At 66.7% G+C, this 21,533-nt stretch carries 16 protein-coding genes, 1 tRNA gene and 1 riboswitch; of the genes, 6 read left to right on the forward strand and 11 right to left on the reverse strand.

The window, feature by feature from the left end:
- The 5 genes from LGM71_RS01145 to LGM71_RS01165 all read left to right on the forward strand — a co-directional run bounded on the left by LGM71_RS01145 (position 1) and on the right by LGM71_RS01165 (position 12,131).
- Positions 1-1,536, forward strand: coding sequence for an LTA synthase family protein (locus LGM71_RS01145; protein WP_226113638.1), 1,536 nt, complete (start codon positions 1-3; stop codon positions 1,534-1,536).
- Positions 1,533-9,095, forward strand: coding sequence for a type I polyketide synthase (locus LGM71_RS01150; protein WP_226113640.1), 7,563 nt, complete (start codon positions 1,533-1,535; stop codon positions 9,093-9,095). The genes LGM71_RS01145 and LGM71_RS01150 overlap by 4 nt, the downstream gene beginning before the upstream one ends.
- 47 nt (positions 9,096-9,142) lie before the next feature.
- A complete protein-coding gene (locus tag LGM71_RS01155) occupies positions 9,143-10,060 on the forward strand; it encodes a UDP-3-O-acyl N-acetylglycosamine deacetylase (RefSeq protein ID WP_226114234.1) in 918 nt (305 codons plus the stop codon).
- Between the two features lie 65 nt (positions 10,061-10,125).
- A complete protein-coding gene (locus LGM71_RS01160) occupies positions 10,126-11,454 on the forward strand; it encodes an aminotransferase class I/II-fold pyridoxal phosphate-dependent enzyme (protein WP_124625046.1) in 1,329 nt (442 codons plus the stop codon).
- Positions 11,454-12,131, forward strand: coding sequence for a GNAT family N-acetyltransferase (locus LGM71_RS01165; RefSeq protein ID WP_124902722.1), 678 nt, complete (start codon positions 11,454-11,456; stop codon positions 12,129-12,131). Before LGM71_RS01160 ends, LGM71_RS01165 begins: the two co-directional genes overlap by 1 nt.
- A gap of 19 nt (positions 12,132-12,150) precedes the next feature.
- On the opposite strand, the gene LGM71_RS01170 is transcribed toward LGM71_RS01165, so the two are convergent.
- Complete coding sequence (locus LGM71_RS01170) at positions 12,151-12,984, reverse strand: class II glutamine amidotransferase (RefSeq protein WP_059608328.1); 834 nt, start codon at positions 12,982-12,984, stop codon at positions 12,151-12,153.
- Positions 12,985-13,134: 150 nt separating this feature from the next.
- A complete protein-coding gene (locus tag LGM71_RS01175) occupies positions 13,135-13,464 on the reverse strand; it encodes a carboxymuconolactone decarboxylase family protein (RefSeq protein WP_006484989.1) in 330 nt (109 codons plus the stop codon).
- A 129-nt stretch (positions 13,465-13,593) separates the two neighbouring features.
- Here LGM71_RS01175 and LGM71_RS01180 point away from each other — a divergent pair, with 129 nt between their 5' ends.
- Positions 13,594-14,541 (forward strand): cupin domain-containing protein, encoded by a 948-nt coding sequence (locus LGM71_RS01180; RefSeq protein WP_226113642.1) that lies wholly within the window; start codon positions 13,594-13,596, stop codon positions 14,539-14,541.
- 151 nt (positions 14,542-14,692) lie between these two features.
- Here LGM71_RS01180 and LGM71_RS01185 read toward each other — a convergent pair.
- The 9 genes from LGM71_RS01185 to LGM71_RS01225 all read right to left on the reverse strand — a co-directional run bounded on the left by LGM71_RS01185 (position 14,693) and on the right by LGM71_RS01225 (position 21,211).
- Positions 14,693-14,768: transfer RNA gene (locus tag LGM71_RS01185), tRNA-Lys, on the reverse strand.
- Between the two features lie 58 nt (positions 14,769-14,826).
- Positions 14,827-15,576 (reverse strand): tol-pal system protein YbgF, encoded by a 750-nt coding sequence (gene ybgF / locus LGM71_RS01190; protein ID WP_059608330.1) that lies wholly within the window; start codon positions 15,574-15,576, stop codon positions 14,827-14,829.
- Between the two features lie 19 nt (positions 15,577-15,595).
- On the reverse strand, positions 15,596-16,105 hold the full coding sequence (pal, locus tag LGM71_RS01195; protein WP_059465490.1) for a peptidoglycan-associated lipoprotein Pal: 510 nt from the start codon (positions 16,103-16,105) through the stop codon (positions 15,596-15,598).
- Between the two features lie 17 nt (positions 16,106-16,122).
- Positions 16,123-17,418: a Tol-Pal system beta propeller repeat protein TolB gene (gene tolB / locus LGM71_RS01200; protein ID WP_124625062.1), complete on the reverse strand. Its 1,296-nt coding sequence runs from the start codon at positions 17,416-17,418 to the stop codon at positions 16,123-16,125.
- Between the two features lie 109 nt (positions 17,419-17,527).
- Positions 17,528-18,595 (reverse strand): cell envelope integrity protein TolA, encoded by a 1,068-nt coding sequence (tolA, locus tag LGM71_RS01205; RefSeq protein WP_226113644.1) that lies wholly within the window; start codon positions 18,593-18,595, stop codon positions 17,528-17,530.
- On the reverse strand, positions 18,592-19,041 hold the full coding sequence (gene tolR / locus LGM71_RS01210; protein ID WP_006484943.1) for a protein TolR: 450 nt from the start codon (positions 19,039-19,041) through the stop codon (positions 18,592-18,594). Before tolR ends, tolA begins: the two co-directional genes overlap by 4 nt.
- A gap of 10 nt (positions 19,042-19,051) precedes the next feature.
- The gene (tolQ, locus tag LGM71_RS01215; RefSeq protein WP_059608333.1) at positions 19,052-19,729 is read right to left on the reverse strand and encodes a protein TolQ; all 678 of its coding nucleotides are present in this window, start codon (positions 19,727-19,729) and stop codon (positions 19,052-19,054) included.
- Between the two features lie 144 nt (positions 19,730-19,873).
- Positions 19,874-20,359 (reverse strand): tol-pal system-associated acyl-CoA thioesterase, encoded by a 486-nt coding sequence (gene ybgC, locus LGM71_RS01220; RefSeq protein ID WP_059608334.1) that lies wholly within the window; start codon positions 20,357-20,359, stop codon positions 19,874-19,876.
- 105 nt (positions 20,360-20,464) lie between these two features.
- A complete protein-coding gene (locus LGM71_RS01225; RefSeq protein WP_059608335.1) occupies positions 20,465-21,211 on the reverse strand; it encodes an SDR family NAD(P)-dependent oxidoreductase in 747 nt (248 codons plus the stop codon).
- A 180-nt stretch (positions 21,212-21,391) separates the two neighbouring features.
- A riboswitch (ZMP/ZTP riboswitch) is annotated at positions 21,392-21,492 on the forward strand.
- Positions 21,493-21,533: the final 41 nt, after the last annotated feature.

Raw genomic sequence — 21,533 nt, forward strand, 5'->3', positions numbered from 1 at the left:
ATGTCCGGCACGCTGTTACTCGTATTCGCGATGGCATTGGTCGCCTCGTTCGGCCTCGATGCCATTGCGGTACCGCGTGCGCCGTTGCGCAGGCCCGTGCGTGCCGTGTTTCTGCATGGGTTGGCTGTGTCATTCGTGGGAGCCTGCGTGCTGGCCGCCACGTCGCGGCCGTTGTTTTCTGCCGGTATCGCGGCGGCTCTGGTGGTGCTGCTGGCTGTCATCGGCAACGCGAAGTTCGAATCGCTGCGCGAGCCATTCGTCTTTACGGATCTGAGCCTGTTCAGCCAGTTGTTTGCCCATCCGCGTCTCTATCTGCCGTTTCTGAGCGTCGGCAAAGTCGTCGCGATTGCGGCCGGCGTCGTGCTGCTCGTGGCAGGCTGTCTGCTCGACCATGCAGATGCGCCGCCGCGCGCGGCGGCCGTCGCCGTCTCGCTCGTCTGTCTGCTGATTGGGGGGCGCGTGGCCGCACGCCTGCCGTTGACGCTCGATGCGACTGCGGATCAGCAACGACATGGTTTCTTCGCGGTGTTCGTCGCGTATTTGCTCAACGGTCTGCGGCCTGCGACGCTGAAGACGTTCGATGCTGCTGCCGGTACGAGCCCGTTCGCGTCTGGTTCACCGTCGCGCGGACCTGACGTCATCGTGATTCAGAGCGAGTCGTTCTTCGATATCCGTCGCGCGACGTCCGCGGTGGTGCCGTCACTGCTGCCCGCGTTCGATCGTGCCCGCCTAGAAGCAATCGCGCACGGCAAGCTGACCGTTCCGGCGTGGGGCGCGAATACGATGCGTACGGAGTTTGCCGTCCTCACGGGCATACCGGCCGATCGACTCGGATACGCGCGCTTCTATCCGTATGCGTTTCTGCGAAAAGCGTGTCCATCGCTTGCCGGGTGGTTCAAGCGCGGCGGCTACAGGACGATTGCGATGCATCCGTACCACGCGGATTTCTTCGGGCGCGATCGCGTGTTTCCGCTGATGCACTTCGATGCCTTCATGGACATCCGCAACTTCGACGGTCGTCCGCGCGCCGGGCAGTACGTTGCCGACGCGGCAGTCGCCGACGCGATCATCGACGTGCTGGACGCCCCTCGCGAGTACCCCGCGTTCATCTTCGCGATGACGATGGAAAACCATGGGCCGCTACATCTCGAGGCGGTGGCGACTGGCGAAGCAACCCGCTACCATTCGCTCGGCGACAATGACGCATGGCACGACCTGACTGCCTACCTGCGTCACCTGGAGAACGCGAACCGGATGATCGCGCGACTGCTCGACCATCTGAGGCAAAGTGACCGCGAGACGATCGTTTGCTTCTACGGTGATCATGTACCAGCCTTGCGGCGTGTGTTTGGCAAGCTCGGTGTCCTACCCGATCGTAGCGATTATTTCGTCTGGAGGAATGATGCGAGAGCCGATGCCTGCGCACAGGATATCCGGGCGGAAGAACTGGGTCGAATGTTGATGTCGGCCGTTACCTATTCGAACGAGCCGCACGCGTGTGATCACGATGCGCTGGCCAAATCAGAAACAGCATGAACAAGCAAATAGCGATCATCGGGATGGCGTGTCGGTTCCCCGGTCGCGTCGAGGGACCCGACGACTTCTGGAAACTGCTGCGTGACGAACGCGATGCCGTGACCGCCATTCCGCCGGATCGATTCGGCACGGCGTTCTACCAGCACCCGTCGAAACGGGAGCCGGGAAAGAGCTACACGTTCGCCGCGGGCGTCGTCGACGACGTCGCGGGCTTCGACGCCGAATTCTTCGGCATCTCGCCGCGCGAGGCGGCGCAAATGGATCCGCAGCAGCGGCTGCTGCTCGAACTCGCGTGGGAGGCGTTCGAAGACGCCGGCGTGCGTCCGGCCGCGATGCGCGGCCGCGACTGCGGCGTGTTCGTCGGCGTGGCGGGCATGGATTACGGCAACCGCAATATGGACGACATGAACACGATCGATCCGTATTCGGCAACCGGCAACACGCTCAGCATCGCGTCGAACCGCGTGTCCTACCTGTTCGACCTGCGCGGCCCGAGCATGTCGGTCGACACCGCATGCTCGTCCTCGCTCGTCGCGCTTCATCAGGCGATCCGCGCGCTGCAGTCCGGCGAGACGGCGATGGCGCTTGCCGGCGGGGTCAACCTGCTGCTGCATCCGTTCGGATTCGTCAGTTTCTCGAAGGCATCGATGCTGTCGCCGCGCGGCCGCTGCCGCGCGTTCGACGCGACCGGCGACGGCTACGTGCGCGCCGAAGGCGGTGCGTTCGTGCTGCTCAAGACGCTCGACCAGGCGTTGGCCGACGGCGATACGATCCACGCGGTCATCGCAGGATCGGGCGTGAATTCGGATGGTCATTCGCACGGCGGCATCAACGTGCCGGCAGCAGCGACGCAAGCGGACCTGCTGCGCGCCGTGTACCGGCGCGCAGGCATCGATCCGCGCACGCTCGCGTATCTCGAGGCGCACGGCACGGGCACGGCGGTCGGCGATCCGATCGAGGCGCGTGCGTTGATCGATGCAGTGTCGGGCGGCCGGCCGGAATCCGATCCGCTGCTGATCGGTTCGGTCAAGACCAATATCGGACACCTCGAAACGGCATCGGGCATGGCCGGTCTGCTGAAGGCCGTGCTGTGCCTGAAGCACCGCGCGGTGCCGCGTTCGCTGCATTTCGACACGCCCAACCCCAATATCGATTTCGAAGGCGGCCGCTTGCGCGTGGTCGATCGGTTCACGCCGCTCGAGCGCGGCGATGCACCGCTGACCATCGGCATCAATTCGTTCGGCTTTGGCGGCACGAATGCACACGTCGTCGTCACCGAAGCGGCGGCGCCGGCGCCAGTCGCGCAGTCGGCGGCAAGGATCGATGCTGCGTTGCCGCCGCTCGTCCTCACCGCACGGTCGCCGGCCGCGCTGGCAGCCGTCGCCGCACGCCACCTTGCGCGCCTGCAGTCGGGTGCCGACTGGGCCGCACTCGCGGCCGCCGCCGCACGGCGTCGTCAATGGCTCGAGCATCGCGCGGTCGTCGCGCCGGCGGATCACGAAGAAGGCTTGGCTGCGCTTGCCGCACTCGCGGAGCCGTCGGAGCGCGGGCTGCCGGCATGCGCCGTGCAGGGGCAGGCCATCGAAGGCGACGCGCCCGTCGCGTTCGTCTACGCGGGCAACGGCTGTCAATGGGCCGGGATGGGCAAGCGGCTCTATGCCGAGGATGCGGTGTTTCGCGCGGCGCTCGACGAAGTCGATGCGTTGTGGCGCGCGGACGGCAACGCTTCGCTCGTCGAAGTCATGTGCGAGGGTGTCGACGCCGAATGGCTCGCCGCGACCGAGAACGCGCAGCCGCTGCTGTTCGCGATGCAGGTCGGCATCACGCGTGTGCTGACCGCGCGCGGCATCCGCTTCGATGCGGCGGTCGGCCACAGTGTCGGCGAGATCGCGGCGGCCTGGGTGTCGGGCGCGCTGACGCTCGCCGAGGCCGTGCGCGTGATCAGGATTCGCAGCGGTGCCCAGGGCCTGACGCGCGGCGCGGGCAGGATGGCGGCGGCCGGCATCGGCGAAGCCGCGGCGCGCGACTGGATCGCGCGTCTCGATCTCGCTGCGGCCATTGAAATCGCGGGCACCAACAGCCCCGACTCGGTGACGCTCGCAGGTTCGCAAGCCGCGCTCGAAACAATCGGTGCGGCGCTCGCGGACGCAGGCCATTTCTATCAGATGCTCGGCCTCGACTATGCGTTCCACAGCAGCCGCATGGATGTAATCGAGCCGGTCGTGCGCGACGGGCTGGCCGATCTCGCGCCGCGCGATACGCATACGCGATTCGTGTCGACGGTCACCGGCGACACGTTGCCGGGTACCGCGCTCGACGCGGATTACTGGTGGCGCAACATCCGCGAGCCAGTCCGTTTCGGCGATGCAATTGCTCGCCTGGCCGACGATCGCGTGCGCGTGTTCGTCGAGATCGCCCCGCATTCGATTCTGCGCACTTACGTGAAGCAGACGCTTGCCGCACGCGTCGCGCCGGGCGTCGTCGTGCCGACGCTCAAGCGTCAGCACGATAGTGCGGAAATGCTCGCCCATTCGTTCCTGTCGGCGGTCGCGCAGGGGGCGCGTGTCGATCTCGACCGTCTCGTTCCCGATGTCCCGCACGCCGCGCTGCCGACTTATCCGTGGCAGCGCGAGCGTTACTGGCTCGTGCCGAGCGTCGAGGGCTACGGGCTCGTGAATCGCCGCGTCGATCATCCGCTGCTCGGCTATCGTCTGCACGAGCATGCGTTCGCCTGGGAGAATCAGCTCGATCCGCAGCGCGTGCCGATGCTCGCCGATCACGTGGTCGACGGCGGCATCGCGTTTCCGGGCGCCGGTTATGTCGAGATGGCACTCGCGGCGGCGCGCACGTTCTTCGGCACACCGGATGTGGCCATCGAGAACGTCGAGATCCGCATGCCGGTCGTGTTCCAGCCGCAGCATGCGAAGCTGTTCCGGTTCGCGATCGACGTGCGTACCGCGTCGTTTACGATCGAGACACGCGACCGGATGTCGGACGGCCCATGGAACCTGAACGTGACGGGGCGCCTGCTCGAAAGCGGCAATACGCTCGATGCGTACAGCACGCCGGATGCGTCCGTCGTCACCCGTCTGCAGTCGCGTCCGGCGCTGTCCGGCGATGCACTGTATGCGGGCACGATGGCAATCGGCCTGAGCTACGGGCCGGCGTTCCGATGGGTGAGGTCGCTGCGCGTATCGGCCGACGACGCGCTTGCCGAGCTCGATGTGCCGCCGGTCCTTGTCGATGCGCGTGCGCGGTCGGACTATCTGCTGCATCCCGCCCTGATGGACAGCGGCTTCCATCCGCTGTTCGCGGTGCTGGCGCAGGCCGGTGCCACGCCGAACGATGCGCAGTCGGCGTTTGTCCCCGTGCAGATCGGTCGTGTCGATTTCCTGAGCGGCGAAGCGATTCGTCGCGTGCTGGCGCGCATTCATCGCCGCAGCCCGCATTCCATCGTCGCGTCGTTCGAATTCATCGATGCAAACGGCAAGATCGTCGCGCGCCTTTCCGCGTGCCGCTTCCGCCGCGTCGATCTCGCCGGGCGCTGTCACGGCGCGCCCGCGCGCTTTGCCTACGTGCTCGAAGCGCGGCCGCTGCCGGCCGGTTACACGGCCGACGCGTTGCCGCCGCCGGGCGTGCTCGTCGAGCGTGCGAACGCGCACGTCGCGGCGCGTGAGGACCTCGAGCGCCGCACGAAGCATCTGACCGAAATGCTGCCGCTGCTCGACGTGCTTGCCGGTCTGCATGCGCTCGATGCGCTGGATACGCTCGGCGCGTTCGCCCAGCCGGCGCTGCTGACGAACACGCATCCGCAACAGGTCGCGCGACTGGCGGAAATCGTCGTCGAGGACGGGCTGGCGCGCTTCGAAGGCGATCGTCTGGTTCGCGATGACGAAGCCTGCGCGGCGATGCCCGCGCGTGACGCGCTGTGGCGCGACGTGCTGGCGGCATCGCCGGCCCATGTCGCCGAACTGACGTTGCTGGCACACGTCGGCGCGGCGCTGCCGCGCGTGCTGCGCGATGCGTCGCCCGGGGGCGTGCTGCTGTCGTCGACCGGACGCAGTCTGGTCGAACAGTTCTTCGATGCATCGCCGACCTGGGCGCATGCGCGTGCGCTGCTCGCCGCCTGCGTGACGCAGTCCGTCGCGGCGTGGCCGGACGCACGCCGCTTGCGTGTACTGGAGTTCGGTGCCGCGAGCGGCGACGTGCTGCAACCGCTCGACGTGGACGTGCCGGCCGGTCGCTGCGAATACCTGCTGGCGGGTACGCCGCAGCAGCTCGCCGGATTCGATGCGCAAGCGCACGCGCACGTGCGGACGCTGGCGTTCGCGACCGACGCGCCGCTGTTCTCGCAATGCCGCGATACGACGCCGTTCGACGTCGTGATCGTCAACCGGATGCTGGGCGATCATCCGGATCCGCTCGCCGCGCTGACGGCGATCGCAGAACGGCTCGCGCCCGGCGGGCTCGTCGTCATTGCCGATGCGCGCCGCAGTCGATTCTCCGACATCGTGTTCGGCACGGCCAGTGGCGCGGGCGCCGCCGGCGCGTACGGTGCGCTGGCGCCAGCCGCGATCGAGTCGATGTGCGAACGTGCCGGACTGGTCGACGTGGTGCGTGATACCGAACAAGGCCTCGATCTCGAGGGCACGCCGACGTTCTTCGTCGCGCGCAAGCCCGCTGCCCGCGAGCAAGCGGCCGGCGCATCGCGGGATGAGGATCGAGCGCGTCGCATGGCGCAGAGTGACGACGCGCACTGGCTGATCGTGCAGGACGATGTCGACGCGTTCGGCATCGCCCTGTCGGGCGAGCTCGAGCGGCTGGGTTGCCGTGTCGAGTCGGCAGCGGTGCGTGACGCCGCGGCATGGTCGGCGCGTCAGCCGGCCGGGCATCCGGCGCATGTCGTGTTCGTGGCGCCGCTTGCATCGCTCGACACCGCCGACGGTGCGGCCATGATGCGCGCGCAGCGCGGTGGCGCGCTCGCGCTGGCATCGATCGTGCGCGATCTCGATGCAGCCGGCGCGACGGAGCGCGGGCGACTGTGTGCCGTGACGCGTGGTGGTGCGCCGTTTGCCGCAGGCACGTCGTCACACCCCGAGCATGGAACGTTGTGGGGTCTCGGCCGCGTGATCGCGAACGAGTATCCGACGCTGCCGCTCCGGTTGATCGACGTCGATCGCACCGTCGAACAACCGGCATCGCAGCTTGCGATGGCGCTGCTTGGTGACGATGGCGAGGAGGAAGTGCTGCTGGCGCCGCAGGGCCGCTACGTGTCGCGCATGTTGCCGGCCGCGCAGGCGGCCGAGCGTGACGGCGCGCTGTCAAGCGCATCGGGCCGGTCGGGCGCGCGGCTCGCATTCGACATGCCGGGTTCGTTGCGCAACCTCGAATGGTTCGCGATGCCGGCACGCGATCTCGCCGCCGGCGAGGTCGAGATCGAGCCGATGGCGACGGGGCTCAATTTCCGCGACGTGATGTACGCGATGGGGCTGCTGTCCGACGAAGCCGTCGAGACGGGCTTCGCGGGCGCGACGATCGGCATGGAAATGTCGGGACGCGTCGCGCGGGTCGGCGCCGACGTCGAAGGGTTTGCACCGGGCGACGCGGTGCTGGGTTTCGCGCCGGCATCGTTCGCGACACGCGTGGTCACGCGCGCGACCGCGATCGCACACAAGCCCGACACGATGTCGTTCGAGGAGGCCGCCACGGTTCCGACGACGTTCTTCACCGCGTACTACGCGTTGTGCGAACTGGCGCGACTGCGACGCGGAGAGCGCGTGCTCGTGCACGGTGGCGCGGGCGGGGTCGGCATCGCGGCGATCCAGATCGCGCGCCATCTCGGCGCGGAAGTCTTCGCCACTGCCGGCAGCGACGAGAAGCGCGAATTCATTCGCCTGCTCGGCGTCGACCGCGTGTTCGATTCGCGCAGCCTCGCGTTCGCCGACGAGATCCGTACGCGCACGCACGGCGAAGGCGTCGACATCGTGCTCAACTCGCTCGCGGGCGAAGCGATGGTGCGTAGCATCGATACGCTGCGTCCGTTCGGCCGCTTCCTCGAACTCGGCAAGCGCGACTTCTATGAGAATAGCCAGATCGGCCTGCGGCCGTTCCGCAACAACATCAGCTATTTCGGCATCGACGCGGATCAACTGATGGGCGTGCTGCCGTCGCTGACGGCACGACTGTTCGAGGATGTGATGAACCTGTTCTCTGCAGGCGTGCTGCATCCGTTGCCATATCGCGCATTCCCGGCCGCACGTGCCGAGGAAGCATTCCGCTACATGCAGCAGGCACGCCAGATCGGCAAGGTGCTGGTCACCTATCCGTCAGGCACGCCGGCGCCGACGCGTGGTGTTGCGGTGCCGGCGCTGCGATTCGACCCGCACGCGGCGTACCTGATCGTCGGTGGCACCGGCGGGCTGGGCTTCGCGACCGCGCGCTGGATGATCGAGCGCGGCGCGCGGCACCTGACGCTCGCGAGTCGCGGCGGCGCGCTGGGCGCGGCAATGCAGGCGGAAGCCGACCGCTGGCGGGACTTGCTTGGCGCTGACGTGTCGGTCGCGCGATGCGACGTGACCGACGCCACGGCGCTCGACGGCCTCGTCGACAAGATCGAGCGTCGCGGAACGCCGCTCAAGGGCGTGCTGCATTCGGCGATGCAGATCGACGACGGGCTGCTGCGCAACGTCGACGACGCGCGCTTCGCGGCCGTGCTTGAACCGAAGGTGGCGGGCGCATGGAACCTGCATCGCGCGACGCAGCGGTGCACGCTCGATTTCTTCATCGTGTATTCGTCGGCGACGACCTTTCTCGGCAACCCGGGGCAGGGTGCGTACGTCGCCGCCAACGGCTTCCTCGAGGCGCTGGTCGCGCATCGTCGCGCGGCCGGCCAGCCGGCCATGTTCATGGCGTGGGGGCCGATCGAGGACGTCGGCTTCCTGGCGCGCAACGCTGGCACGCGCGAGGCGTTGCAGTCGCGGATCGGCGGTGCGTCGATCACGTCGGACGAAGCGATGGCCGCGCTCGAACGCGCGCTTGCCCAAGGGACCGTCGGCGAAGCCGTCGTGCGTCTCGACTGGGGTGCCATTTCGCGCGGCATGCCGGCCGCGCACGCTCAGCGTTACACGGCGTTGCACACGAGTGGCACGGCCGAAACGTCGAGCGACGATCGCGTGCTGCTGGAGCAATTGCGTACGTTGCCGCCGGCCGAGGCAGTCGCGCTCGTCGAGACCGTGCTGCGCGGCCAGATCGCGCGGATTCTGCATATGTCGCCGGAGCGCGTCGATGCAGGCCGGTCGGTCCTCGATCTCGGGATGGACTCGCTGATGGGCATGGAGCTCGGCATGGCCGTCGAGGAGACCTTCGGCGTCAAGCTGTCGATCATGGCGATCGCGGAAGGCGCGACGGTGCATACGCTGGCCGAGCGCATCGTCGAGTTGCTCGGTGAGCGCAGCGGCGACGAGAAGACCGCGGCCGGGGACGAACTGGCGCAAGCGCTGGTCGCGCGGCATGCGCTTGGTGATGAAGGACGGGCCCAACTCGAGCGGAGTTCAAATTGAACGAGCCAAGGGACGAAAGCGTGTCAGTTGACACGGTGATTGCTCGAATCAAGCAGCCCCCTGGCTGGCAGACGAGTGAGGGCACGCTTGCGCGGCCGCTCGCGTTGTCGGGACACGGTCTGCATACCGGTCGGCACGTGCAGGTGCGTATCCAGCCGATGACGCCGGCGCGCGGGCGGCGCGGAATCGTGTTTCGAAGGGTGCGCAACGGACGCGAACTCGGTGAACTCGAAGTCGATCCCGCCCTGCGTCGCGCACAGCCGCTTTGCACGATGCTGCGCAATGCCGACGGCGTCGGCGTTCGCACGATAGAGCATCTGCTCGCGTCTCTGCTGGCATGTGAGATCGATCATGCGGTTGTCGAGCTCGATGCTGAGGAGGTGCCGATTCTCGACGGAAGCGCGAAGCCGTGGGTCGAGGCGATTCGTGCCTGTGGCCGAATTGCGCTCGACACACCGAAGCGCTTCATTCGTGTGCTGCGGCCCCTCGTGGTCGCAGACGGCATCGGCGATCAGCGACGCGAAATGCGGATCGAGCCGGCGCCGCGTTATGAACTGAGCGTGCGGAACGACTTGCGCGGCTTCGGCGATATGCAGTGGGATGGAGCGCTGACGCCGGACATGTTTGCAACTGAAATCGCGCCGTCGCGTTCGTACGGGCGCGTGAAATGGGCCGTGCCGGCGATCATCGCCGGCTATTTGCGCGGCACACCGATATTGCGAGGCGCGCGTCCGTCGTGCACCGCTTCCATCGTCGGTAATCGCGTGTTGGGCGGAATGCGACTGCCGGACGAGTTCGTGCGGCATCGCGTGCTCGATCTTGTTGGTGATCTCGCGCTCGCCGGCGCACCGCTGCTCGCGCGTGTCAGTGCACTGCGACCCAGCCACGAAATGAATTTCCGGTTGATCGATGCGTTGCTTACCGACAGGAATGCCTGGCGGTGGATCGAGTTCGCCGAAGCCTGAATCGGCGCTTTTGATAAGTCAAGCGACACCTTATAACGGATTCGCGACATATACCGAACTAACCCATGGCACTTGGAGAACACCTTCGCCAGCAACTGGCGGCGAAAGCCCTGAAGCGGCAACTTGAGCGCGCAACGGAAGCTGCCGCGGCGCCCGGCGTGCCCGGTACGCCGGCGGCGCAGGCCGCGTCGGCGCGCAGCCGTTTCGAATCGATGCCGCAGTATCAGCAAGTCAGGATCATGCGCGAGATGGGCGAGAAGCTGCGCGTCGACTCGCCGTTCTTCCGCGTGCACGATGGCGTTGCCGGCGCGACCACCCAGATCGGTGGTCGCGAGTACGTGAACTTCGCGAACTACAACTACCTCGGTCTCGCCGGTGATCCGACCGTGTCCGAACGTGCGAAGGCCGCGATTGACCGCTACGGCACGTCGGCGTCCGCGAGCCGCATGGTCGCGGGTGAGCGTCCCGTGCAGCGCGACCTCGAGCGGGCGCTGGCCGCGTTCTACGAGACCGACGATTGCGTCGCGTTCGTGAGCGGCCACGCGACCAATGTGACCGTGATCGGTGCACTGTTCGGCCCCGGCGACCTGATCGTCCACGACGCGCTCGCGCACAACAGCATCGTGCAGGGTGCGCAGCTGAGCGGCGCGAAACGGCTGAGCTTCGCGCACAACGACTGGCAGGCGCTCGACGAACTGCTGTCGCGCGTGCGTCGCGAATACCGGCACGTGCTGATCGCGATCGAGGGGCTGTACAGCATGGATGGCGATTTCCCGGACCTGCAGCGTTTCGTCGACGTGAAGACGCGCCACGGTGCGTTCCTTCTGGTCGACGAAGCGCATTCGCTCGGCGTGCTCGGCGCGACGGGCAAGGGCATCCGTGAACATTGCGCGGTCGCGCCCGACCAGGTCGACGTGTGGATGGGCACGATGAGCAAGACGCTGGCCGGTTGCGGCGGCTTCATCGCCGGCTGTCAGCCGCTCGTGGACATGCTGCGCCATCTGGCGCCGGGCTTTCTCTATAGCGTCGGACTCGCGCCGACGCTCGCCGAAGCGTCGCTGGCCGCGCTCGAACGCCTGCAGGCCGAACCAGAGCGGGTTGCGCAACTGCAGGCGCGCGGGCAGCAATTCCTGACCGAGGCACGCGCGGCGGGGCTGAACACCGGCACGAGCGCCGGGTATGCGGTCGTGCCGGTGATCACCGGAAGTTCGCTGAAAGCCGCGCAGTGGGCCAACGCGATGTTCGACGAAGGGATCAACGTGCAGCCGATCTTCTATCCGGCCGTCGAGGAGAAGGCCGCGCGCCTGCGGTTCTTCATCTGCTCGACGCACGAGCCCGGGCAGATCAGCCGGACGGTCGATGTGCTGGCCCGCCTGGCGGGGCGGGCGGCATGATGCCCGCCGCGGTGCTTGCGCCGTCGTTCGACGTGCCGCAAGCCGGCGCGTCGACGCCGTTTCGCGCCGCATGCGCGGACGATGCGGCGGCATGCGCACCGCTCGTGTTCGCATCCGGCGTCGGCGAATTCGGTTTCTTCCTCGGTGAGAGCGACGCGCGCTGCATCGCGTTCCTGCAACAGGCGTTCCGGTCGCGTCACGGCCGGTTCTCGTGGCGCAGGCATCGGGTCGCGCTCGGCGCCGACGGCACCGTGCATGCCGTGATGGCCATTCATGACGGGCGCCGGACGTTGTTCGACGACGTTCACGTCGTGTGGGCCCTGGCGCGCTTTTTCGGCGTGCGCCGCACGATCGGCCAGCTGCTGCGCGGGCTGGTGCTCGAAACGGAGATTCCGGCGCCCAAGCGTGGGCAGATCCTCATTGCGCATTGCGCGACGGACGAGCGGCGGCGCGGCACGGGCATCTTCACCGCACTGCTGCGCGACGCGCTCGAGACCGGTGCGTTGCCGGACGACGACAGCCGCGACATCGTGCTCGACGTGCTGACCCGCAACGAGCGCGCCCGCGCACTGTACGAGCGGCTCGGCTTTGTCGCGCTGACGCGGTCGCGTCAGCGCTCGCGACGGCTGCCCGCCGAGCTTGATTCGGTACGCATGCGGCTCACGCGTCGCGGCTGACGGCGCGAACGCCTTGGCGTTATTTGTGTCGCGGATTGAACGGCCGCTGCTGCACATCCGCCCCATGCGCGACGATCACCGTGCTTTCGGGCACTTCCTCCCATGCGTCGCGCAGGTCGATGAGCGGCTCCGACACGACCATGAACGCGTCGTCACCCGCTTCGACGATGCGCGGATTGTGCGGATAAAGTTCGTGCAGATGCCTGAACGACGTGCTGTGGAACAGCGAGCGCGATTGCCGTTCGCTCGAGTAGCGCACCGCGATGATCCGGTCGCCGTCCGTCACGCAGATCGTCATGTTGAGCGGCTCGGCGACGCGGTATCGCGCGGCGGTTTCCTCGATCACGCCGACCATGCGTTCGAGCGCCGGCAGCGGCATCTGCTCGAGGCCGTAGGTCAACGCGAGACGGAACATCAGCTCGGAATCGGTCGAGCCTTCGAGCGTAGCGAACAGCGCCGGGTCGACCTTCATCGTCAGGTCGCGGCGCAGCTTGTGGAAGTCGCGGATCAGCCCGTTGTGCGCGAACAGCCAGCGGCCGTGGCGGAACGGGTGACAGTTGGTTTCCTGCACGGGCGTATCGGTTGCCGCGCGGATGTGCGCGATGAACATCCGCGAGCGGATCGCGCGCGCGGCTTCGCGCAGGTTGCGATCGTTCCACGCGGGATGCACCGAGCGGTAGCGGAACGGCAGTTCGTCGGGGTTGCCGTACCAGCCGATGCCGAACCCGTCGCCGTTGGTGGTCGTGGCGCCCAGTTCCGAGTGCAGGCTCTGGTCGATCAGCGAATGCTTCGCGCGAAACAGTACGGTCTCGAGATGGATCGGATTACCCGTATAGGCGAGCCAGCGGCACATGGAGCGCTCCTTCGCGATGAATCCTCTCGCGCATGGTAGCCGACTTCGCGGCGCCGTTATACGCGGCTGCCGCACGCTCGCCGGTTGGCAGACTGCGCCGGTCGATCGTCGATGAAGGATGCGGTGGGTGCCGCATCCTTCGTGCACGCGTCAGTCGCCGAGCGCGTCCATCACGCGGGCGGAGTAGACGAGCGCCGCGCCCGCATTCAGCGCGATCGCGACGCCGAGCGCTTCCGCCACTTCCTCCTTGGTCGCGCCATGCTTCGCGGCTTCCGCCGTGTGCACGGCGATACAGCCGTCGCAGCGCGTGGTGACGGCCACCGCGAGCGCGATCAGCTCGCGCGTCTTTGCGTCGAGATGACCCGTCTTGGCGCCGGCGCCGGACAGCGCCTTGTAGCCGGCCAGCGTATCGGGCGACAGCTTGGCGATGTCGCCGATGCGCGTCGAGAGTTCCTTCCGGTATTCGTTCCAGTTCAGCATGATGCGTCCTTTCGAGAAGAGGTGAGGAGGGCGGCGGGCGCCGCGATCTCGGGCGATGCAGACCTATTCTGATCGTTCGCGCTGAGGGTTTCGATACGCTAGAGTGTCAATTTTTAGCGAGATCGTCTCATGGATGCCCTCAGTCAACTACTATCGCTGGGCCGCAGCCATGTCGAACTCGACGTGCGCTGCCTGCTCGATGGCCCGTTCGCGATGCCGCACGACCCGCTGCCGCCCGGCGAGGCCGCGTTTCACCTCGTGCTGGCCGGAACGTGCCGTATGCGTACCGCGGACGGGCGCACGCTGCAGCTCGCCGACGGCGATTTCGTACTGCTGCCCGCGGGTGGCGCGCACGACCTGCTCGACGCAGGGGCCGGCCGGTTGGGGCCGGTTGCAGCGCTGCGCGATCTGGGGACCGGCGGTGGTACGGTGCTGCCGGTCAAGTCGAATCTCGATCCGGCCCAACTGGGCGGCGCGAGCGTGGACCTGCTGTGTGGACGGTTCGTCTATGCGCGCGGTGCGGGCGAACTGCTTATGCGCACGCTGCCGCATGTACTGCATGTCGGGTTGCGCGAGGCGTCGGGGTTCGCGCCGCTGCAACTGCTGACGAGCGTGCTGCGCACCGAGGCGTCGAATGGTCAACCGGGCGCCGGCGCGATCGTGAACGCGCTCGGCCAGGCGCTGCTCGCGTATGCGTTGCGCGCATACGGTCGTGGTGCGCGCGTGCCGTCCGGCTGGCTCGCGCTTGCGGCCGACGCGCGGCTCGGCCCGTCGGTTCAGGCCGTGCTGCAGGCGCCGGAGAAGCCGTGGACGGTCGAGTCGCTCGGCGATGCATCCGCGATGTCGCGCGCGACATATGCACGGCATTTCCGCGAGCGGGCCGGGATGAGTGTCGGCGCGTTCATCGCGCAGATCCGGATGATGCATGCGTGCGCGCTGCTGCAGGACACGCAGCGCGGGCAGGCGGAGATCGGGCAGGCAGTCGGCTATCAGTCGGAGGCGGCGTTCGGCAAGGCGTTTCGCGCGGTGCTCGGCACGACGCCGGGGCGCTGGCGTCGCGCGCAGCGCGACACGTGAGGTTGCCGGCGGGGGCGTCGTGCTCGACGACGAACCGTTGGCGAAATCGAAGAGGGGAGAAGTGTCTGCGTGCAGCGGCGCACACCTGCTCGCGAGGCAACAACAATGAAAAAGGGGCTTCCGGTTTCCCGGAAGCCCCTTCTTGACATCTTGGTAGGCCGTGCGTGACTCGAACACGCGACCAACGGATTAAAAGTCCGCTGCTCTACCAACTGAGCTAACGACCCAAAGAGCAAAAAATTATAGCGGCGGATCGCTGGTCTGTCAACAACCCGTCACCATAATTTATTTGATGCTTTCGATCTTGCCCTGTGCCGTCTGCGCAGCGTTCGATCCAGCGTATTGCGACACGACCTGCTCGAACGTCTTCTTTGCAGCCGCCTTCTGGCCCTGCTCGAGTTGGTTCGTGCCGATTGCCACGAGTGCGTCGGCCGCGCGCGGGTGCTGCGGGAACTTGCTGACAATCCCTTGCCACGTTGCAGTCGAACCGCGGTAGTCGCGCAGCGCGTATTGCGCATTGCCGTACCAGTACTGCGCGGTCGGCTGGTAGGGGCTCTGCGGATACTTCGCGATGAACGCGCGGAACGAAGCCGCCGCCGCCTTGAAGTTGCCGTTGCGGAATTGCTGTTGCGCCGCGTTGAGCGCATCCGTTTCACCCGGCTGCACGGTGCCTTCCACGCCGTCGATCGTCGCCTGTTGCGGCTCGAACTTCTTCAGCCGCGTGTCGAGATCCTGGTAGTACTCCTTCTGCTGCCGCTCGAGCGTCGTCAGCCGGTTCGTCAGATCTTCGTTCTCGCCGCGCAGCGTCGCGACCTGCTGGTTCAGCTGGTCGATACGGCCGGATTGATCGAGGATCGTACGCTGGGCGGCCGACAACTGACTGGACAGGTTGTCACTCTTGCTGCGCAGATCAAGCACGGCGCGGCGCGCCTCGTTGTCGTCGAACATGCCGGCGTGCGCCGGCGCGGCCGACCACGCCGCGCCGACGACGCAGAATGCTGCGGCCATCCGCAGCCAGGATACACGGTGCGTCATACGGCAACTCTTCCGTTACTTACTGTTGGTAGACGAGGTCGGCGCGGCGGTTCTGCGCCCACGATGCTTCGTCGTGACCCGATGCTTGCGGCTTTTCCTTGCCGAGGCTCACGGCTTCCATCTGCGAGTCGTTCACGCCGAGCAGTGCCATCGCGCGGCGGACAGCCTCCGCACGCTTCTGGCCCAGCGCAAGGTTGTACTCGCTCGTGCCGCGTTCGTCGGTGTTGCCCTGGATCAGCACATGGCGCTGCGGGTGGCTCTTCAGGTACTGAGCGTGCTGCTGCAGCAGCGGCTGGTATTCGTCCTTCACCGAATAGCTGTCGAAGTCGAAGTAAATGCTGCGCTTCGCAAGCGGGCTGTTCGGGTCATTCAGCGGATCGACGTTCACCTGCGCGACGTTGTCGGCGCTCGGCTGCGTGCTCATCGCGCCCGCGTTGGCCTTGTCGTCGAGCTTGACGCCCGACTTACACGCTGCGAGCGCGCTGATCATCATCACGGCCAGGGCCAGACGAGCTTTGTTCGACATCATGGTTACTCTCCTTGTGGTCATTGCATGAAGGGCCCCCACGACGGCTCACGAACGGAGCCGCCCTGGACGGACAGGATCTGCGGCGGCGCGCTGCCGTCGGAGGGCACTGCTGCCAGCACGTTGCGACCACCCGACTGGGTAGCGTAAAGAAGGTACTGGCCGTTTGCCGCGAAGCTCGGCGATTCGTCGCGATTGGTATTCGTGATGGCGTTCGCCGCGCCGGTTTGCAGATCCTGAACGTACAGCTTGAACCCCCCACCCGTGCGGGAGATGTAGGCGAGCAGCTTGCCGTCCGGGCTGATGCGCGGGCTGGTGTTGTAGCTGCCGGTGAAGGTCACGCGTTGCGCGGAGCCGGCGCTTTCGCCTTGCGCGGGCATCCGGTAGATCTGCGGCGCGCCGCCGCGATCGCTCGTGAAATAGATCCAGCGGCCGTCCGGCGAGTAGAACGGCTCGGTATCGATCGAGCTGCTCTGCGTGAGCCGGCGCAGACCGCCGCCGTTCGCATTGACCGTATAGATTTGCGTATTGCCCGTCAGCGACAGCGCAACGGCCAGCGTGTTGCTGTCCGGCGACCACGCCGGCGCACTGTTGTTGCCCTTCTGGTCGGAGACCATGTAGCGGCGGCCCGTCGGCAGGTCATGGATGTAGACGATCGGCTTCTTGCGCTCGAACGACACGTACGCGACCTTCGTCCCGCTCGGCGACCACGCCGGCGAGATGATCGGCTCGGTGCTCGAGAGCGCGATGCGTGCGTTCTGGCCGTCGGAGTCCGAGATCTGCAACTGGTACCGGTTGCCCGTCTTGATCACGTACGACAGACGCGTGGCGAACACGCCGCGCACGCCGAGCAACTTCTGGTAGATGTAGTCGGCGATCTTGTGGCCAGCCGTGCGCAGCGTGTTGTCGTTCGCCGTCAGCGACAGGCCGCCGAGGCTTTGCTGCTTCACGGTGTCGTACAGGATGAAGTTCACCTTGTACTGGCCGTTGGCGTCGCGGTTCACGCTGCCGGCGACGAACGCGTTCGCGCCCTTGGCCTTCCATGCGCCGAGATCGACCGATGCGGTTTCGGGCACGGGCGTGCTGCCCGCGTCGATATTGGTGAATTTGCCGCTGCGCGCGAGGTCGGCGCGGACGATCGACGTGACCTGCTGCGGCAGGTTCGCCTCGTTCACGAAATTCGCGGTGGCGATGGGGAACTGGGTCGAACCGACGCCGGTGATCAACACATTGACCTGCGCGTTAGCGGCGCCGCCGGCCGCAATCAGACACGAGGCCACGAGTGCCCTGAAACCTAGTTTCGTCATCAAACTCATGCTTCTTGCTTCCCATGTGACTTGGATCGCTGCGCAACCGCAGAGACAGTAAAAATACCCGATTCGTTCCCGTCCGGCAGCGACGCACGGAGTGTAAGCGCATTTGCGATCACTCCGCTGCCTTGAAGGTAATCGTAATGTCGGACGGGGTACGACCGTTAGAATCGGGCGGCAATGGGACCGACGCCTGAATCGCATTGACCACGGCTTGATCCCACCCCGAATTTCCGCTCGAACGGCGGATCGAAACGCTCAGCACGTCGCCCGACGGCGTGCAGCGGATCGCGACGACCGTCGTCAGGCCCGCGCGCTCGCCGCCCCAGACGATGTTCGGTTTCACACGGCGACGCACCTTGTCGGGATAGCCGGGCGACGCGGCATTGCCGCCGGAGCCCGTCCCGGTACCGCTTTTCGCGAGGCCTTCACCGCCGCCTTCGCCGGACCCGGACATGCCTTGCATCTGCGCGAGACGCGCGCTGCGCTCACGGTCGAGCTTCGCCTTCGCCGCCGCGTCGGCCTTCGCGCGCGCCGTCGCCTCGGCCTTCGCCTTTGCCTGGGCTTCCGCCTTCGCCTTCGCGGCCGCGTCGGCCTTGGCCTTCGCCGCCTGCTGCGCTTCCAGCTGCGCCTGCTTCTGTTGCTGCAGTTTCTGCTGCTGGAGCTTTTGCTGGTCGAGCTTCTGCTGCTCCACGAGCTGTTGTTGCTTGAGCTTGTCCGCCTGCTTCTGCTTTTCTCGCTCGGCGGCCTTCTGCGCGGCGAGGGCAGCAGCCTGCTGGGCCGCAAGCTGCTCGCGCCGGGCTTCTTCCTGCTGGGTCTTCAGTTGCTGCGCGCGGCGCTGCTGCTCGAGCAGCGCTTCGCGCGCGGCCGCTTCCTGTTGCCGTTTCTTCTGTTGCAGCGCGATGTCCGCCTGCTCGTCCCGGACCGGGGGAGGGGGCGGTGCGAGCTTCGCGGGCGGCGTGGGTGTGACGACGGGCCGCGGCGCGGGCACGTCGGGCACCTCGGTCCACAGTTCGGCTTCGGCGCCTGCCGGCGTGCTGTTCTGCCACTGCACGCCGTGATAGAGGAACAACGCGAGCAGCACGTGCATCAGCGCCGCGAGCGCGAACGCGCGCCAGGTGCCGCGCTCGCGAGGGGGCTGAGACGGATAGGCGTTGCCGCGCGTGGATTGCTGCCGGTTCATTGCGATTTGACGAGGAGGCCGACGCGCTTGACGCCGCGCGCCTTCAGGTCCGACATCACGGTCATGACGGCATCGTACTGCACGGTCTTGTCGGCCGCGATCACGACGGGCTGGTCGGGATGGTCAGCCTGCCGGGCCGAGATGAAGCTGTCGAGCTCGGCCTTGGTCATCGTGTCTTCCTGCGTCGCGCCGGAGTCGCCCTTGTACTTGACGCTCATCGTGCGGTCGGCCTTGATGTTGACGACGACTGGTGGCGTCTGTTCCTGGGGTGCGGCATTGCCGACGGTCGGCAGATTGATGATCGACGGGGCGACGAGCGGTGCCGTGACCATGAAGATCACGAGCAGCACCAGCATCACGTCGATGTACGGCACGACGTTGATGTCGGCCATCGCGCGGCGCGAGCGGCCGCCGCGCATGCTGGATCGAATGGGACTTCCTGCCATGGCGCGCTCCTTACTGGGCCTGACGCTGCAGGATGTTCGAGAACTCTTCGATGAAGGTCTCGAAGCGGATCGCGAGGCGGTCGATGTCGTGCGCGTAGCGGTTGTACGCGACAACCGCCGGAATCGCGGCGAACAGGCCGATCGCGGTGGCGACGAGCGCCTCGGCGATGCCCGGTGCGACGTTCGCGAGCGTCGCCTGCTGCACGTTAGCCAGGCCGCGGAACGAGTTCATGATCCCCCAGACGGTGCCGAACAGACCGATGTACGGACTGACCGAGCCGACCGACGCGAGGAACGCGAGGTTCGCTTCGAGCACGTCCATTTCGCGCTGGAACGACGCGCGCATCGCACGGCGCGCGCCGTCGAGCACGAGGCCCGGGTCGCTGATGCGCTTTTCCTTCCCCTTCAGGAACTCACGCATCCCCGATTCGAAAATCCGCTCGAGCGCGCCGATCGTGTGACGATTGTTGGCCGCGCTTTGATACAGCGCCTGCAGGTCGCCGCCCGACCAGAAATCCCTTTCGAAGCGTTCGGTCTGCGCGCGTGCGCGGCGGATCGCGAACCACTTGCGGAAGATGAAGGTCCACGACATCAGCGACAGCAGCAGCAGCAGCCCCATCACGGCCTGGGCCAGCACGCTCGCGTTGAGGACGAGGGAAATGATCGACAGGTCTTGAGAAGTGTTCATAGAGGTTTGAGTAACGTCCCTTCGGGGGTGTCCGGCGAGGGCGCACGGTATGCGTGTGGCGCGGCGCGCCGGCCTGGCCTGGCGCCGAACCTTGCTTAGTATCGATTCAGGAGGGCAAGTTCATAGGCTTTGTCTAAACGGTGCTCATCCGAGCTTCGTTGACAATACAGTCTGCCCGGCGTCGATGACGGGCCCGCGTTGCAGCGCGTCGAGCACGACCGGCGGGATTGCCGCGGGCCGGATGCCGGTTCGGTCGACGCAGCCGAGGCGGATGTGTCCGGCCACGAGCAGCGTATCTCCGCACCAGGCTTCCTGCGTGAATTCCACCGATGCGCGGCCGATGCGTCCGGGCCGGCTCGTGATCGTCAGCGCGTCGTCGAGTCGTGCCGGCGCGCGGTAGTCGAGCGACGTGCTGCGAACGATGAAGATCGCGCCGGTATCGTCGGCGAGCCGACGCTGGTCGATGCCGCATGCGCGCAGCCACTCGGTGCGAGCGCGTTCGAAGAACTTCAGGTAGTTGGCATAGAAGACGATGCCGCCTGCGTCGGTGTCCTCGTAGTAAACGCGTACCGGCCAAGTGAAGCCGGAGTGCGCGTCCGGGGAGCGGGTAGGCTGAGTCATGGCGCGCATTTTACCGGAAGGCCGAGGCCGGATTCGTAACCGATTCGTAACGGAATGTAGTATGCCGTAGCACACTGCGGGCCGGCCCCGAGAGGGGGCGGGCCCGCGCGACTTTCAGCCGCGGTGGACGGTCGGGCCGCCGGGCGCTTGCGCGACCGGCATCAGCTCGATCGTGTTGACGTTGACGTGTGCCGGGCGCGTCGCGATCCAGTAGATCGTGTCGGCGATGTCCTCGGGCATGAGCGGTTGGACATTGTTGTAGACGCTCGCCGCTTTTGCGTCGTCGCCGCGATAGCGGATGTTCGAGAACTCGGTGCCGCCGCACAGGCCCGGCTCGATGTCGGTGACGCGCAGTGGCGTGCCGAGCAGGTCGGCGCGCAGGTTCAGGCTGAATTGTCTGACGAAAGCCTTGGTCGCGCCGTAGACGTTGCCGCCCGCATAAGGGTACGAACCTGCGACCGAGCCGATATTGAAGATGTGACCGCGGCCGCGCTCGATCATGCCGGGCAGCAGCGCGTGCGTAACGGTGACGAGGCCCGTGCAGTTCGTGTCGATCATCGTGTGCCATTCGTCGAGGCTGGCCTTTTGGGCCGGCTCGACGCCGAGCGCGAGGCCGGCGTTGTTGACGAGGACGTCGAGTGCTGCGAATTCGGCGGGAAGGGCGGCCGGCACGGCCTCGACGGCCGCGCGATCGCGTACGTCGAGCTCGAGCGGCAGCAGGGAATCGCCGAGTTCGGCGGCGAGCGCATCGAGACGATCCTTGCGGCGCGCGGTCGCGACGACGCGGTGGCCGCCCTTGACGAAGGCACGGGCGATGGCGGCGCCGAAGCCGGCGGACGCGCCTGTGACGAACACGATCATTGCTGCTCCTGGTCGGTAACAAAGTAGCGGATAGTATCCCGCAAGCCTACTGAGATTGCGGCACCGCGGCAAGGCGGCACAGCGTTCCGGTACGGGCGCGTAGAGTCTGGCCCCAATTGCTTCGGGCGTCCCGCCGTGCGGTTGCCTATTCATGACGCATCCAATACACTAACGCGCTCATCACCCCTGCGTGACTGGCGATAGAACCCTTCGGGTTCAAGGTGGAGCATCCCACCGTGAAGCGCGGGGCGCCGTTTTTGCCGTTCGCCTGGGCAGCCGTTGTGCGCCGTCGCGTGCATCGCCGGTGGCTGTCCTGCCTCGC

This window comes from Burkholderia sp. AU33545, assembly GCF_020419685.1.
GTDB lineage: Bacteria > Pseudomonadota > Gammaproteobacteria > Burkholderiales > Burkholderiaceae > Burkholderia > Burkholderia diffusa.

Excerpts from the sequence above, each read along its gene's own strand:
- LGM71_RS01145 (WP_226113638.1), top strand. The coding sequence starts at position 1 with ATGTCCGGCACGCTGTTACTCGTATTCGCGATGGCATTGGTCGCCTCG.
- LGM71_RS01150 (WP_226113640.1), top strand. The coding sequence starts at position 1,533 with ATGAACAAGCAAATAGCGATCATCGGGATGGCGTGTCGGTTCCCCGGT.
- LGM71_RS01160 (WP_124625046.1), top strand. The coding sequence starts at position 10,126 with ATGGCACTTGGAGAACACCTTCGCCAGCAACTGGCGGCGAAAGCCCTG.
- LGM71_RS01165 (WP_124902722.1), top strand. The coding sequence starts at position 11,454 with ATGCCCGCCGCGGTGCTTGCGCCGTCGTTCGACGTGCCGCAAGCCGGC.
- LGM71_RS01170 (WP_059608328.1), bottom strand. The coding sequence starts at position 12,984 with ATGTGCCGCTGGCTCGCCTATACGGGTAATCCGATCCATCTCGAGACC.
- LGM71_RS01175 (WP_006484989.1), bottom strand. The coding sequence starts at position 13,464 with ATGCTGAACTGGAACGAATACCGGAAGGAACTCTCGACGCGCATCGGC.
- LGM71_RS01180 (WP_226113642.1), top strand. The coding sequence starts at position 13,594 with ATGGATGCCCTCAGTCAACTACTATCGCTGGGCCGCAGCCATGTCGAA.
- ybgF (WP_059608330.1), bottom strand. The coding sequence starts at position 15,576 with ATGACGCACCGTGTATCCTGGCTGCGGATGGCCGCAGCATTCTGCGTC.
- pal (WP_059465490.1), bottom strand. The coding sequence starts at position 16,105 with ATGATGTCGAACAAAGCTCGTCTGGCCCTGGCCGTGATGATGATCAGC.
- tolB (WP_124625062.1), bottom strand. The coding sequence starts at position 17,418 with ATGAGTTTGATGACGAAACTAGGTTTCAGGGCACTCGTGGCCTCGTGT.
- tolA (WP_226113644.1), bottom strand. The coding sequence starts at position 18,595 with ATGAACCGGCAGCAATCCACGCGCGGCAACGCCTATCCGTCTCAGCCC.
- tolR (WP_006484943.1), bottom strand. The coding sequence starts at position 19,041 with ATGGCAGGAAGTCCCATTCGATCCAGCATGCGCGGCGGCCGCTCGCGC.
- tolQ (WP_059608333.1), bottom strand. The coding sequence starts at position 19,729 with ATGAACACTTCTCAAGACCTGTCGATCATTTCCCTCGTCCTCAACGCG.
- ybgC (WP_059608334.1), bottom strand. The coding sequence starts at position 20,359 with ATGCGCGCCATGACTCAGCCTACCCGCTCCCCGGACGCGCACTCCGGC.
- LGM71_RS01225 (WP_059608335.1), bottom strand. The coding sequence starts at position 21,211 with ATGATCGTGTTCGTCACAGGCGCGTCCGCCGGCTTCGGCGCCGCCATC.